At 59.7% G+C, this 14,308-nt stretch carries 14 protein-coding genes; 4 read left to right on the plus strand and 10 right to left on the minus strand.

From position 1 onward, the window contains the following. On the plus strand, positions 1-293 hold a 293-nt coding region (locus tag F8N12_RS22710; RefSeq protein WP_150582389.1), incomplete at its 5' end, for a hypothetical protein. A 103-nt stretch (positions 294-396) separates the two neighbouring features. Next, on the plus strand, positions 397-945 hold the full coding sequence (gene phnN, locus F8N12_RS22715; protein ID WP_150582390.1) for a phosphonate metabolism protein/1,5-bisphosphokinase (PRPP-forming) PhnN: 549 nt from the start codon (positions 397-399) through the stop codon (positions 943-945). Positions 946-1,119: 174 nt separating this feature from the next. On the opposite strand, the gene F8N12_RS22720 is transcribed toward phnN, so the two are convergent. The 9 genes from F8N12_RS22720 to gcl all read right to left on the minus strand — a co-directional run bounded on the left by F8N12_RS22720 (position 1,120) and on the right by gcl (position 12,150). Next, positions 1,120-2,325, minus strand: a complete 1,206-nt coding sequence (locus F8N12_RS22720) for an MFS transporter (protein ID WP_150582391.1) — start codon at positions 2,323-2,325, stop codon at positions 1,120-1,122. Between the two features lie 172 nt (positions 2,326-2,497). Then, the gene (locus F8N12_RS22725) at positions 2,498-3,496 is read right to left on the minus strand and encodes a sulfate ABC transporter substrate-binding protein (protein ID WP_150582392.1); all 999 of its coding nucleotides are present in this window, start codon (positions 3,494-3,496) and stop codon (positions 2,498-2,500) included. 95 nt (positions 3,497-3,591) lie between these two features. Then, positions 3,592-4,416, minus strand: a complete 825-nt coding sequence (locus F8N12_RS22730) for an ion transporter (protein ID WP_150582393.1) — start codon at positions 4,414-4,416, stop codon at positions 3,592-3,594. 21 nt (positions 4,417-4,437) lie between these two features. Then, entirely contained in the window at positions 4,438-5,352 is a 915-nt protein-coding gene (locus tag F8N12_RS22735; RefSeq protein WP_150582394.1) for an urea transporter, read from the minus strand. Between the two features lie 146 nt (positions 5,353-5,498). Beyond that, positions 5,499-6,914, minus strand: coding sequence for a pyruvate kinase (pyk, locus tag F8N12_RS22740; RefSeq protein ID WP_150582395.1), 1,416 nt, complete (start codon positions 6,912-6,914; stop codon positions 5,499-5,501). Beyond that, on the minus strand, positions 6,904-8,184 hold the full coding sequence (locus F8N12_RS22745) for a glycerate kinase (RefSeq protein WP_150582396.1): 1,281 nt from the start codon (positions 8,182-8,184) through the stop codon (positions 6,904-6,906). The genes pyk and F8N12_RS22745 overlap by 11 nt, the downstream gene beginning before the upstream one ends. A gap of 135 nt (positions 8,185-8,319) precedes the next feature. Beyond that, positions 8,320-9,210: a 2-hydroxy-3-oxopropionate reductase gene (locus F8N12_RS22750; RefSeq protein ID WP_150582397.1), complete on the minus strand. Its 891-nt coding sequence runs from the start codon at positions 9,208-9,210 to the stop codon at positions 8,320-8,322. A gap of 228 nt (positions 9,211-9,438) precedes the next feature. Beyond that, positions 9,439-10,221, minus strand: coding sequence for a hydroxypyruvate isomerase (hyi, locus tag F8N12_RS22760; RefSeq protein WP_150582398.1), 783 nt, complete (start codon positions 10,219-10,221; stop codon positions 9,439-9,441). A 153-nt stretch (positions 10,222-10,374) separates the two neighbouring features. Further along, the gene (gene gcl, locus F8N12_RS22765; protein ID WP_150582399.1) at positions 10,375-12,150 is read right to left on the minus strand and encodes a glyoxylate carboligase; all 1,776 of its coding nucleotides are present in this window, start codon (positions 12,148-12,150) and stop codon (positions 10,375-10,377) included. 267 nt (positions 12,151-12,417) lie between these two features. On the opposite strand from gcl, the gene F8N12_RS22770 reads away from it, so the two are divergent. Together F8N12_RS22770 and F8N12_RS22775 are read left to right on the plus strand one after the other, a co-directional pair. Then, positions 12,418-12,858: a GlcG/HbpS family heme-binding protein gene (locus F8N12_RS22770; protein WP_150582400.1), complete on the plus strand. Its 441-nt coding sequence runs from the start codon at positions 12,418-12,420 to the stop codon at positions 12,856-12,858. A 216-nt stretch (positions 12,859-13,074) separates the two neighbouring features. Next, positions 13,075-13,533 (plus strand): REP-associated tyrosine transposase, encoded by a 459-nt coding sequence (locus F8N12_RS22775; RefSeq protein ID WP_150582401.1) that lies wholly within the window; start codon positions 13,075-13,077, stop codon positions 13,531-13,533. 127 nt (positions 13,534-13,660) lie between these two features. Here F8N12_RS22775 and F8N12_RS22780 read toward each other — a convergent pair whose 3' ends face one another. Continuing rightward, positions 13,661-14,266 (minus strand): TetR/AcrR family transcriptional regulator, encoded by a 606-nt coding sequence (locus F8N12_RS22780; RefSeq protein ID WP_150582402.1) that lies wholly within the window; start codon positions 14,264-14,266, stop codon positions 13,661-13,663. Positions 14,267-14,308 lie beyond the last annotated feature (42 nt).

Consider the following 14,308-nt stretch of genomic DNA (forward strand, 5'->3'; position numbering starts at 1 on the left):
GCCCGACACCGTCCACTTCACCGACGCCAGGCAAACCGAGCATTCCGGCGAAGCCGGCGAAACCCTTGCCGCGCACCTCGGCCAGCTTCGCCCCGCCACCGGGTGGCAACAGCCATTGGGACGCCAAGCTCGGCGTATACGTACTGGAAGACCAGACCAACACCTTCTACCGCCAGCGCACGTACTACCGCTGGAACAACGGCTGGAGCCGTTCAATCAGCCCGAACGGGCCGTGGGAAGACACGGACATTCAGGGTGTTCCGGGAGGGTTGGGACGCAAATTCGGGCAGTAACTGTCCAGGTAAAACAAGGCGACCTTCGGGTCGCCTTTTTGTTATGGTCGCGAAATCATCCCGGGCCAAGCAGGTCTGGCGATCAGCGAAGAGGTTTGTATTGATGTCGGGCAGGTTGATCTATCTCATCGGACCCTCAGGTTCGGGCAAGGACAGCCTGTTGGATGCCGCGCGAACACGGTTGACGAAGAGCAACTGTCGCATCGTCCGTCGAGTCATCACTCGCTCCGCTGAGGCGGTGGGCGAGGCGGCACAAGGTGTCAGCGCGCAACGATTCGCCGAGATGGAGTCACAGGGTGAATTCGCCCTGTGCTGGCACGCCAATGGTCTCGCTTACGGCATCCCGCGCGAAATAGACGATTGGCTGGCGGCGGGGGAGGACGTGCTGGTGAATGGCTCGCGCGGTCATCTGTCGGCCACACGCGAGCGTTATCCCAGTGCGCTGGTGGTGTTGCTGACGGTGGATGACGCGGTGCTACGCCACCGCCTGCTGGCGCGCGGCCGCGAATCTGCCGCCGAGATCGAACAGCGTCTGGCGCGCAACGACAGGTTCAGCGCCGAAGCTGGCAATGATCCATCGCTGCGGGTCATTGATAATTCCGGACCGCTGGAGCAGTCAGTACAGCGCCTGCTCGCTTGCCTCGTCCGGTAACCCGGGGCGATTGATGCGCCAGTGGGCTGACCACCGATCGGTGTGTGCGCGCACATACATCAAGAGCCGCTCGTCCTGTCTGGCTGATGCGGCGATGGGAAGCGGGTCCGGCACTGAGTCTTGCACAACACCTTCGAGGACAAGCCGGCTTGCCCGCGATGTTCTTCACCCGTCTCAAGCGGCAGCAAGCGAACGTTTCTCTGAAACACTCAGGAACCGCGCCAGCGCCAACAACGGAAAAGCGCTGCCGACAATCACGATCCACAACCAGCCACCGTGCTCATACACCGCGCTGGCGATCGATGAACCGAACGCGCCGCCGATGAAGATGCTGGTCATGTACAGGGCATTCAAACGTCCACGGCTCTTGGCATCCAGAGCGTAGACCGCGCGTTGGCCGAGGACCATGTTCATCTGCACACAAAAATCGAGGACCACGCCGGTGACCGCGAGGCCGATGACGCTGTAGAGCGGATGGATGAATGCCGGCAGAAAACTCAGGCTGGCGAGCAGCAGGGCCAGTAGTGATGCCATGCGGGTATGGCCGGCATCGGCGAGGCGGCCGGCGATGGGTGCGGCGATGGCACCGATGGCGCCGACCAGGGCGAATAGCGCGATCCCGGTCTGCGACAGGCCATGACTGCGCGCCAGTTCCAGCGGTACGGCGGTCCAGAACAGGCTGAATGAGGCAAACATGCAACCCTGATAAAACGCGCGCTGGCGCAGTACCGGTTGCTGGCGCAGCAGTGTCCACAGTGAACCCAGCAACTGGCCATAAGTGGCGTTGTGGTCGGGTTGGCGTTTGGGAATCGTCAGTGCCAGTACGATGCTGATCGCTGCCATCAAGCCCGCCGCGAGCATGAACATGGCACGCCAGCCGAAGTGGTCGGCGATCACACTGGATAAGGGCCGCGCCAACAGAATGCCGAGAAGCAAACCACCCATGATGCCGCCGACTACGCGGCCGCGGGATTCTTCCGGTGAGAGGTGTGCCGCCAGGGGAATCAGGATCTGTACCGAGACCGAACTGAAACCCACCAGTAATGAAACCAGCAAGAACACGTTGGGCTGATCGGTAAACGCCGCGCAAAGCAGGCTGGCAATCGCGACCACCGTGGTGATGATCATCAGCCGGCGGTTTTCCAACAGATCGCCCAGCGGTACCAGAAAGAACAAGCCCAGCGCATAACCGATTTGCGTCAAGGAAACGATCAGGCTGGCCATGGTATTGGTCAGGCCGATGTCCGGTGCGATCAGGCCTATGATCGGCTGTGCGTAATAGATGTTTGCAACAATCGCACCGCAGCAGAAGGCGAACAGCAGCACCATGCCCTTGGTCATCGTCGCGGCGCCATGAGCGGCCTGGTTCGGTTGATTCATCGAGTTTCTCGTCGACTGAATGGATAGGATTGCGCGCAGGTTAAAGCGCTGTCCGACATCGCAGAAGTCAATTCGCAGTGATAGTGATTATGCTGCGGGGGAATGGGCTGCGATGGCTGAATCCAATAAAAAAGGCGACCTCCACGGTCGCCTCTTCACAAAAGCTTAGAACTTACTGCCCGGTGTAAATCTGATCGAAAACCCCGCCATCATTGAAGTGGGTTTTCTGCACAGTGCGCCAGTCGCCGAAGGTCTTTTCCACCGAGAGGAAATCGACTTTCGGGAAGCGATCGGTGTACTTGGCCAGTACTGCCGGGTCACGCGGACGCAGGTAGTTGGCAGCTGCAATCTCCTGACCTTCCGGCGACCACAGGTATTTCAGATATTCCTCGGCGGCCACGCGGGTGCCTTTTTTCTCGACGACCTTGTCGACCACTGTCACGGGCGGTTCGGCTTCGGCGGAGACGCTTGGGTAAATGACTTCGAACTGATCACGACCAAATTCGCGAGCAATCATTTCCGCCTCATTCTCGAACGTCACCAGCACGTCGCCCAGTTGATTGGTCATGAACGTGGTGGTGGCTGCGCGGCCGCCGGTATCCAGCACTGGAGCTTGCTTGAACAGCTTGCCAACGAAATCCTTGGCCTTGTTCTCGTCACCGCCGTTCTTCAGCACATAACCCCATGCCGACAAGTAGGTGTAACGGCCATTGCCCGAGGTCTTCGGGTTCGGCACGATCACCTGAACGCCGTCCTTGAGCAGATCGGGCCAGTCCTTCAGCGCTTTCGGGTTGCCTTTACGGACAATAAACACGGTGGCCGACGTGAATGGCGCGCTGTTGTTCGGCAGGCGAGTGACCCAGTTGTCCGGAATCAGTTTGCCATTGTCCACCAAGGCGTTGATGTCGGTGGCCATGTTCATGGTGATCACATCAGCGGGCAGGCCGTCGATGACCGAGCGTGCCTGTTTGCTGGAGCCGCCGAACGACATCTGTACGGTGATGTTTTCGTTGTGCTCCGCTTGCCAGTGTTTCTGAAAGGCAGCGTTGTAATCCTTGTAGAAATCGCGCATCACGTCGTAAGACACGTTGAGCAGCGTCGGTGCGGCCTGGGCGAAGCTGGACATGACCAGGCCAGCGGCCAGCAGTGAGGCGCCAAAGAGTTTTTTCACCGCGCATTCCTTATTCTGAATTTAATGATGAGGCAAATTTGGCAACGACTATAACCGGGTGCCCATAGGCCTATAAAGATTAAAAAGCTCTTTGCTTATTCCAGTTTTTTAAACAGCTGACTGCCGCATCGGCAGCAAAATGCAGCGCTTGCTTCGTGACTGTTTTTCTTGCACACCGGGCAATCGGTTTGCAGCTGTTCGCCGCGCATGGCGTTGGCCAGCTCTGCGGTAAAAATCCCGGTGGGCACGGCAATGATCGAATAACCGGTGATCATCACCAAGGATGAAATGACCTGGCCCAGGGGCGTCTTCGGCACGATGTCGCCGAAACCAACCGTGGTCAACGTGACGATTGCCCAATAGATGCCTTTGGGGATGCTGGTGAAGCCGTGCTCCGGCCCTTCGATCACGTACATCAAGGTACCGAACACCGTCACCAGGGTGCAGACACTGACCAGGAACACGACAATCTTCTGCTTGCTGCCGCGCAGCGCCGACATCAGGTAATTGGCTTGCTTGAGATACGGGCTGAGCTTGAGCACGCGGAAAATCCGCAGCATCCGAATGATCCGGATGATCAGCAGGTACTGCGCATCGGCGTAGTACAGTGCGAGGATGCCGGGGACGATCGCGAGCAAATCCACCAGCCCGTAAAAGCTGAAGGCGTAACGTAACGGCTTCGGCGAGCAGTACAGGCGCAGGCCGTATTCGATGGCGAAGATGAGCGTAAAGCCCCACTCGATGTACGCCAGCAGGTCGGCGTAGTTCTGGTGGATCGTGTCGATGCTGTCGAGCATCACGATCACCAGGCTGGCCAGAATGATCAACAGCAAGATGCCGTCGAAGCGCCGCCCGGCCTTGGTGTCGCTCTGGAAAACCATGACGTAAAGTTCTTCACGCCAGTTTTTGCTGCTGTCCATGGAAACCGCCCAAACCAATGATCAGCGCAGCCTAGGTTGATTCTCCTCTGGAAGGCAAGGTGCACGGTTGCTTGCGACTGTGCCGGGCACCTGAACTGCCGGGCGAATCAGCCAGCACGCGAGGATAAACGGTGCGGTCAGGGTGGGCAGTCCGACTGCGGCAAACAGCGGTGTCAGCAAAAGTGCGAACGCTATTCCGAGCAGCGGCAGCCACGGTTGCTGGCGCGATGAGCTGAAGGCGAGGGCGGCGAGTACGCAGTTGTAGCCACCCAGGCCAATTAAAGCGCTGTAGAAGTCATGGTGCAGCAGGTTCCAGCCCATGCCAGCGACCGAGGCGAACATTGCCCAGCAGAATGCCCGGCGATCAGCGATCAGCAGCCCGGCAGCAATCAGCGCCCCGGCAAGCGGATGACTGAGAAACATCACCTGGCCCAGGCCTTTGAAAGGTGCGGCGAGCATGTTCAGCGTGTTGACCTCGATCAGATGCGCAGGGGTCGAGGGCGTGGCGAAACACAGCAGCAGCCAGCCCAGCACCACGAAGGGCGCGGTGTAGGCGGGCAGGTACTGGCTGACGCGTGTGCGTTTCAACCATTGTTGGGTGAGCATCGCACTCAGTCCGCCCGCCGCGATGATCAGCGGCGGTAGCAGCGCGGACCACGGAAAATACAGGCTCAGCAGCAGGCCGAGCAAAACTCCGTTGTAACTGAACAGACCGGCCTGACGATCAGCCTTCGCGTAGTTGCGGCGCTGCGCGGTGAGCAACCCGGCAACTGCGCCGAGCAGGGCGCCGCCGAGCAGAACCGGTGCGGTAAAAAGAATCGCCAGCAGGCACAGCAGGCCGCACAACGGATTGCGCTGGAGGAATATCTGGCTGAAACCGTTGAGCAGGGCAGTCGCCCAGTCGGGGCAGTGGGTGTTGAAGTGGTTGGCAGGCATGGCAGTTCTGAAAGTCAGTGAAACCGGGGTGCCTGCATCGCCAGCAGGCCGGCTCCCACACTGAATCTTTGTTCAGTCATTGAATCTGTGGTGTACACAAATCAACTGTGGGAGCCAGCCTGCTGGCGATGAGGCCGGTGTGGGCGCTAAATCAACGTCTCGATGCGCAACGAATTAGTCGACCCCGGCTGCCCGAACGGCACACCCGCCGTGATCAGCAACGTATCGCCACGCTGCGCCATGCCTTGGGCCTGAGCAATTTCCAGCGCCGTCGAACACACCTCATCTACCTGGCGCAGGCGATCATTGACCACCGAGTGCACGCCCCAGGCCACAGTCAAGCGCCGAGCGGTCTGCAGATTCGGCGTCAGGTTGAGGATCGGCACCGTCGGCCGCTCCCTGGCTGCGCGCAGGCTCGAGGTTCCTGATTCGCTGTAATTCACCAACACCGCCACAGGCAGCACATTGCTGATGCGGCGGATCGCACAGCTGATCGCATCGGACACGGTCGCCTCGGCTTTCGGCCGGCTCACGTCCAGTTGCGCCTGATAATCCGGCCCGTTTTCCACCTGGCGGATAATCTTGCTCATCATCTGCACGGCTTCCAGCGGGTACTCGCCGGACGCAGTTTCCGCCGACAGCATCACTGCGTCGGCGCCTTCGGCCACCGCATTGGCTACGTCGGTGACTTCAGCGCGGGTCGGCGCCGGGGAGAAGCGCATCGATTCGAGCATCTGCGTCGCCACCACCACCGGTTTGCCCAGTTCGCGGCAGGTCGAGATGATGTTCTTCTGGATTTGCGGCACGCTCTCGGCCGGCACTTCCACGCCCAGATCGCCCCGCGCAACCATGATGGCGTCGCTCAGCTCGGCAATTTCCCTCAGCTGCGTCACCGCTGAGGGCTTCTCGATCTTGGCCATCAGGAACGCCCGATTGCCGATCAGTTCGCGCGCTTCGCGGATGTCTTGCGGGCGCTGCACAAACGACAGCGCGACCCAATCCACTCCCAGCTCCAGACCGAAACTCAAGTCGCGCCGGTCCTTGGCCGTCAACGGGCTCAGATCCAGCACCGCTTGCGGCACGTTGACGCCCTTGCGATCCGATAACTCACCGCCATTGAGCACGGTGGTGTCGATCGCGTCGGCGTATTTGGTGACCACGCGCAGGCGCAATTTGCCGTCGTCGAGCAGCAGGTCCATCCCAGGTTCCAGCGCGGCAATGATTTCCGGATGCGGCAGGTTGACCCGGCGTTCGTCGCCGGGCGTCGGGTCGAGGTCCAGGCGCAGGGCTTGACCGCGATGCAGCTGCACCTTGCCGTCGGCGAATTTACCGACGCGCAGTTTCGGGCCTTGCAGGTCCATCAAAATGCCCAGCGGATAATTCAGCTGCCGCTCGACTTCGCGGATCCACTGGAAACGCTTGGCGTGGTCGGCGTGATCACCATGGCTGAAGTTGAGGCGGAAGATATTGACCCCCGCCTGCACCAGTTCGCGGATGTCTTCGATGCCTTCGGTGGCCGGGCCGAGGGTGGCGAGGATTTTGACCTTTTTGTCAGGCGTCATGTTTAGGGTTCTCGAGAATCAGGATGGCGCGGAAGTCGTTGACGTTGGTGCGCGTCGGCTCGGTGACGATCAAGGCATCCAGTGCCTGGAAGTAGCCGTAGCCATTGTTGTTGTCGAGTTCATCGCTGGCGCTCAGGCCGAGTGCGGCGGCGCGGGCGTAACTGTCCGGCGTCATGATGGCGCCGGCATTGTCTTCGGAACCGTCGATACCGTCAGTGTCACCGGCCAGGGCGTAGACGCCGGGCAGGCCTTTGAGACTCTCGGTCAGGCTCAGCAGAAATTCAGCGTTGCGACCGCCACGGCCATTGCCGCGCACGGTCACCGTGGTTTCGCCACCTGAAAGAATCACGCAGGGCACCGGCAACGGCTGGCCGTGCAAGACCACTTGCCGGGCGATGCCGGCATGGACCTTGGCCACTTCCCGCGATTCACCTTCCAGATCACCAAGGATCAAGGGACTGAAACCGGCCTGACGCGCCTTCACCGCTGCTGCTTCCAGCGATTGTTGCGGACGGGCGATCAGTTGGAAATGACTGCGCTCAAGGCTCGGATCACCGGGCTTGACCGTCTCCGATTGCGGGTTTTGCAGCCAGGTGCGCACCGAGGAGGGTATATCGATCGCATAACGATTGAGGATCGCCAGCGCTTCGGCGGACGTGCTTGGGTCGGCCACGGTCGGGCCGGAGGCGATGACCGTGGCGAGGTCGCCCGGTACGTCGGAAATCGCGTAGGTGTACACAGTGGCAGGCCAGCAGGCCTTGCCGAGACGGCCGCCCTTGATCGCCGAGAGGTGCTTGCGTACGCAATTCATCTCACCGATGGTTGCGCCGGATTTGAGCAGGGCTTTGTTGATCGATTGCTTGTCGGCGAGGGTGATGCCTTCGGCTGGGAGGGCGAGCAAGGCAGAGCCGCCACCCGACAGCAGGAAAATCACCCGGTCATCTTCGCTCAGGTTGCTGACCAGTTCGAACACACGCTTGGCGACGGCTTGACCTGCAGCATCCGGCACGGGATGTGCGGCCTCGACCACTTCGATTTTTTCGCACGGGGCGCCGTGGCCATAGCGGGTTACGACCAGGCCGCTGACTTCACCCTGCCAGCAGCGCTCGACCACTTGAGCCATGGCCGCCGCGGCTTTGCCGGCACCGATGACGATCACTCTGCCGCTGCGATCAACCGGCAGATGGGCTTCGAGAACTTGCTGCGGATGGGCCGCGTCAATGGCTGTGGAAAACAGCTCGCGCAGGAATTGTTGCGGATCGACTGACATGGCGGGCTCCCGGAATTCTTGTTATTTGAAAGGGCAACTCAGATCCCTGTGGGAGCGAGTGTGGTGAGGGGGCGGTGCGACGTTTCGCCAAGCCCCTCGCCACAGGCCTGCTCCCACAGGGTTGTGGGGCAGGGCTTACTTATCGCGAATCGAGAAATTCGCCATGTGCTCCAGGCCTTTGATCAGCGCCGAGTGATCCCAGTTGCTGCCACCGATCGCCGCGCACGTGCTGAACACCTGTTGAGTGTTGGCGGTGTTCGGCAAGTTGATGCCCAGTTCACGCGCACCGGCCAGGGCCAGGTTGAGGTCCTTCTGGTGCAGGCTGATGCGGAAGCCCGGGTCAAAGGTGCCTTTGATCATACGCTCGCCGTGCACTTCGAGGATCTTCGAAGAAGCGAAACCGCCCATCAGTGCTTCGCGCACTTTGGCTGGATCGGCACCGTTTTTCGAAGCGAACAGCAGTGCTTCGGCGACGGCCTGGATGTTCAGCGCAACGATGATCTGGTTCGCCACTTTGGCGGTCTGACCGTCGCCGTTACCGCCGACCAGGGTGATGTTTTTGCCCATCGCCTGGAACAGTGGCAGTACCCGCTCAAATGCATCGGCATCGCCGCCGACCATGATACTCAGGCTTGCAGCCTTGGCACCGACTTCACCACCGGACACTGGCGCGTCGAGGTACTGCGCGCCTTTCTCATTCACTTTGGCCGCGAAGGTCTTGGTGGCTGTTGGCGAGATCGAACTCATGTCGATAACGACTTTGCCTTTGCCGACACCGGCTGCCACGCCGTCGGCGCGAAACAGAACGTCGTCGACCTGCGGGGTATCCGGCACCATGATGATGATGAATTCGGCTTCCTGCGCGACTTCTTTCGGGTTGGCCAGGGCGATCGCGCCTGCAGCCACCAGGTCGGCCGGCGCTGGGTCATGGTGCGCCGACAGGAACAGGCTGTGACCGGCTTTCTGCAGGTTCAACGCCATTGGGTGGCCCATGATGCCGGTGCCGATAAATCCGATTTTAGCCATGTGAAAAATTCCTCTTGTTTTGTGTAGCTCCCGGCTCTGCACCGATGAGCTCTTTGTGGCGAGGGGGCTTGCCCCCGTTGGGTCGCGAAGCGGCCCCAAATTTGTTTACGCGGTTGAGTCAGATAGAACGCATGTGCCGGTTTTGCGACTGCTCCGCAGCCGAGCGGGGCGGTGCGACGTTTCGCCAAGCCCCCTCACCACAAAAGCCAGCGCCTGCAGGGACCGGCGTCAAACCGCGTTATGGCTTTTAAGCCAGCCCAGACCCGCTTCCGTGGTGGTCAGTGGCTTGTATTCGCAACCTACCCAACCCTGGTAACCAATGCGATCCAAGTGTTCGAACAGGAAGCGGTAGTTGATTTCACCGGTGCCTGGTTCGTTACGACCCGGGTTGTCCGCCAATTGCACGTGGTTGATTTCGCCCAGGTGCGCTTGCAGCGTGCGCGCCAGGTCGCCTTCCATGATTTGCATGTGATAGATGTCGTATTGCAGGAACAGATTGGCGCTGCCGACCTGTTCACGAATCGACAGGGCTTGTGCCGTGTTGTTCAGGTAGAAACCCGGGATGTCGCGCGTGTTGATCGCTTCCATCACCAGCTTGATGCCCACCGCCTGCAGCTTGTCGGCCGCGTATTTGAGGTTGGCAACAAAGGTTTTTTCTACGGTCGCATCGTCAACGCCTTGCGGACGGATTCCGGCCAGGCAGTTGATTTGGGTGTTGCCCAGCACTTGCGCGTAAGCAATCGCCAGGTCGACACCGGCGCGGAATTCTTCCACCCGGTCCGGCAGGCACGCGATACCGCGTTCGCCCTTGGCCCAGTCACCGGCCGGCAGGTTGAACAGCACCTGGGTCAGGCCATTGGCTTCCAGCGTGGCTTTGATTTCGGCGGAGCTGAAGTCATACGGGAACAGGTATTCAACACCACTGAAGCCGGCTTTGGCGGCCGCTTCGAAACGGGCGAGAAAATCCTGCTCAGTGAACAGCATGGACAGGTTGGCAGCGAAACGCGGCATAACTGATCTCCTGTAAATATAAGTCCCTGTAGCAGCTGCCGAGGTACGAGGCTGCGATGGGCTGCGATGGGCTGCGAAGCGGCCCCCACGGCGGTCCTGCGGACACGCATCGCAGCCTCGTGCCTCGGCAGCTGCTAAAGGTTTCAGGTCATCTTAATCAAGCATCGAAATCGCAGTCGGCGCGTCGTTGCCGACCAGCGCCAGGTCTTCGAATTCGTTGACCGCGTTGATCTCGGTACCCATGGAGATGTTAGTTACGCGCTCCAGGATAATCTCGACGATTACCGGCACCTTGAACTCTTCGATCATTTCCTGAGCCTTGCGCAGGGCAGGCTGGATCTCAGACGGCTCGAACACACGCAATGCCTTGCAGCCGAGGCCTTCGGCAACCGCAACGTGATCGACACCATAACCGTTGAGCTCCGGAGCGTTCAGGTTATCGAAGGACAGCTGCACGCAATAGTCCATGTCGAAACCACGCTGCGCCTGACGGATCAGCCCCAGGTACGAGTTGTTCACCACGACATGGATGTACGGCAGCTTGAACTGCGCACCCACCGCCAGTTCTTCGATCATGAACTGGAAATCATAGTCGCCCGACAGCGCGACAACCTTGCGCGTCGGATCGGCCTTGACCACGCCCAGCGCTGCCGGAATAGTCCAGCCCAACGGGCCGGCCTGACCGCAGTTGATCCAGTGACGCGGCTTGTAGACGTGCAGGAACTGCGCGCCGGCAATCTGCGACAGACCGATGGTGCTGACGTAGCAGGTGTCTTTGCCGAACACCTGGTTCATCTCTTCGTACACGCGTTGTGGCTTGACCGGCACGTTGTCGAAGTGAGTCTTGCGGTGCAGGCTGGCTTTACGCTGCTGGCAATCCTGCAGCCAGGCGCTGCGGTTTTTCAGTTTGCCGGCCGCTTGCCACTCGCGAGCGACTTCGATGAACACGGTCAGCGCAGCCGCGGCGTCGGAAACGATGCCCAGGTCCGGGGTGAATACGCGGCCGATCTGCGTGCCTTCGATGTCGACGTGAATGAACTTGCGGCCTTCGGTGTAGACGTCGACCGAACCGGTGTGACGGTTAGCCCAACGGTTACCGATGCCCAATACCACGTCGGATTTCAGCATCGTGGCGTTGCCGTAGCGATGCGAAGTCTGCAAGCCAACCATGCCGACCATCAGTGGGTGATCGTCCGGAATGGTGCCCCAGCCCATCAGGGTCGGGATAACCGGGATGCCCGTCAGCTCGGCAAACTCGACCAGCAGATCGCTTGCATCGGCATTGATGATGCCACCGCCGGCGACCAGCAATGGACGCTCGGCCTGATCCAGCAAGGCCAGGGCTTTCTCGACCTGAACGCGGGTGGCGCTCGGCTTGGCCAATGGCAGCGGCTGGTAAGCGTCGATGTCGAATTCAATTTCCGCCATCTGCACGTCGAACGGCAAGTCGATCAGCACCGGGCCCGGACGGCCGGAGCGCATTTCGAAAAAGGCTTTCTGGAACGCGTATGGCACCTGGCCCGGCTCAAGGACGGTGGTCGCCCACTTGGTCACGGGCTTGACGATGCTGGTGATGTCGACGGCCTGGAAGTCTTCCTTGTGCATACGGGCGCGGGGTGCTTGCCCGGTGATGCACAGAATCGGAATCGAATCGGCCGAGGCGCTGTAAAGGCCGGTGACCATGTCCGTGCCGGCAGGGCCGGAAGTGCCGATGCACACGCCGATGTTGCCGGCCTTGGTGCGGGTGTAACCCTCAGCCATGTGCGAGGCGCCTTCAACGTGGCGAGCGAGGACGTGATCGATGCCACCGACCTTCTGCAAGGCGTTGTACAGCGGGTTGATCGCGGCGCCCGGGATGCCAAAAGCGGTATCGACCCCTTCACGGCGCATCACCAGAACGGCGGCTTCGATTGCTCTCATTTTGCTCATGGTTTTGTGCCTCTTACGTTTTGTAATTGTATACAAGTGGCTTTGCGCAGAGTTTATTCACGGCGGACGGCGCAGGTCAATCCATTTTCTCAAGCGCCTGTTTCATTCGTCGGAAGCCCGTCTCGCTGTGGCTTTTCGTCGCATGTGGCGCTTTTCGATAATTATTGTATACAAAAAAATAGATCATTGTGTTCTATTTGTTGCATCGACCTGCGTCACTTGAGCGCAGGACAACAGCTTCTCCTATAACAAAATGAGGGCAGCACCATGAGCGCTTTAACCTTGAACGTTGCAGTCAACCTGACCAGTCAGGCCATCTCCGCCGGACGCGCCATCAACGCGGCCCCTCTGACCATCGCCGTGCTGGACGCGGGCGGGCATCTGCTCAGCCTGCAACGCGAAGACGGCGCCAGCCTGTTGCGTCCGCAAATCGCCGTGGGCAAAGCCTGGGGCGCCATCGCTCTCGGCAAGGGCTCAAGACTGCTGGCGCTGGACGCCCAGCAACGCCCGGCATTTATCGCCGCATTGAATAGCCTGGGGCAGGGGAGCGTCGTGCCAGCACCTGGTGGAGTGTTGATACGCGATCAGGACGGGAAAGTGCTGGGGGCGGTGGGGATCAGCGGCGATCTGTCGGATGTCGATGAACAGTGCGCAATCAGTGCGATTGAGGCGCTGGGGTTGCGGGCGGATGCGGGGGTTACGGCTTAAGATTTTTTGTTGATTGATCTGTCGCTTTCGCGAGCAGGCTCGCTCCCATAGGGGGCAATAGTGGACACAAAAATGTCAGCACACCGCGAGTCCACTGTGGGAGCGAGCCTGCTCGCGAAGCAATCTCCCAGACACATCCAGCTAAAAGTGTGCACCTCGGTTTTCAGCTCATTGATCTAGTCTTGCCCTGAATTCATCCATGAGAGAGGCAAAGGAATGCCTGAACCATCTGCTTCGCATCGTTTGCGCCTCGGGCGTTACTCTGAGAAAAATCGTATTTACCTGCTGACCACCAACACCCTCGGTAGAGAACCTGTTTTCAAGGATTTCGCCCTGGGCAGATTAGTCGTCGAGCAATTTCGTGCAGCGCAAGACGTGGGCGCTGCTAACTCATTGGCCTGGGTGGTAATGCCTGATCACTTTCATTGGCTGATCGAATTGCAGCAAGGTTCGCTGAGTGCACTGATGCAAAAGACGAAGTCGTTGATTACCAAAGCGGTGCATCAGGCCACGGCGCGTGAACTTAGCCTTTGGCAGCAAGGCTTCCATGATCGAGCGCTACGTCGTGAAGAAGACCTGGTAAAAGTCGCCCAGTATGTTGTGGCTAACCCATTGCGGGCCGGGCTGGTTGAGAAGCTTGGCGACTACCCGTTGTGGGATGCGATTTGGATTTGAGTTAATCGGCTGCGCCTTTCGCGAGCAGGCTCGCTCCCACAAGGGTTTTGTGTCCTGCATGAAAACGGAGTACGCCACATGAACCCTGTGGGAGCGAGCCTGCTCGCGAAGAAGACACTTCGGTCTTTCAGTCCGGCTCACACCCCTTCAGCACCAACCGAATAATCGTCTGCGCCGCCGCTTCGTAATCTTCTTCATCCAGCTTGGCCTTGCCGGTGATGGCGGTGATCTGCCAATCAAAGTCGGCATACGTCTGGGTCGCGGCCCAGATGCTGAACATCAGGTGGTTAGGGTCGATGGGGGCGATCTGGCCGCGGTCGATCCAGGTCTGGATGCAGTCGATGTTGTGTTTCGCCTGGCCGTTGAGTTGTTCAACCAGGTCCGAACTCAGGTGCGGGGCGCCGTGCATGATTTCGCTGGCGAACACCTTCGAGGCAAACGGCAGATCGCGCGAGATGCGGATTTTCGAACGAATGTAGCCGCTTAGTACCTCACTGGGGGCACCGTCGGCGTTGAACGGTGTCGAAGCCTGCAGAATCGGTTCGATGATGCTTTCCAGGACCTCGCGATAAAGGTTTTCCTTGGATTTGAAGTAGTAGTAGACGTTGGGCTTGGGCAATCCCGCCTTGGCTGCGATATCACTGGTTTTGGTCGCAGCGAAGCCCTTGTCGGCAAACTCTTCACTGGCGGCACGCAGGATCAGTTCTTTGTTGCGCTCGCGGATAGTGCTCATAAACCAGGGGGTTCCTTGCCTGTTCTGGCGGTGGCGCATGGT

Origin of the sequence: Pseudomonas fluorescens (assembly GCF_902497625.1) — a bacterium.
Classification (GTDB): Bacteria; Pseudomonadota; Gammaproteobacteria; order Pseudomonadales; family Pseudomonadaceae; genus Aquipseudomonas; species Aquipseudomonas fluorescens_BQ.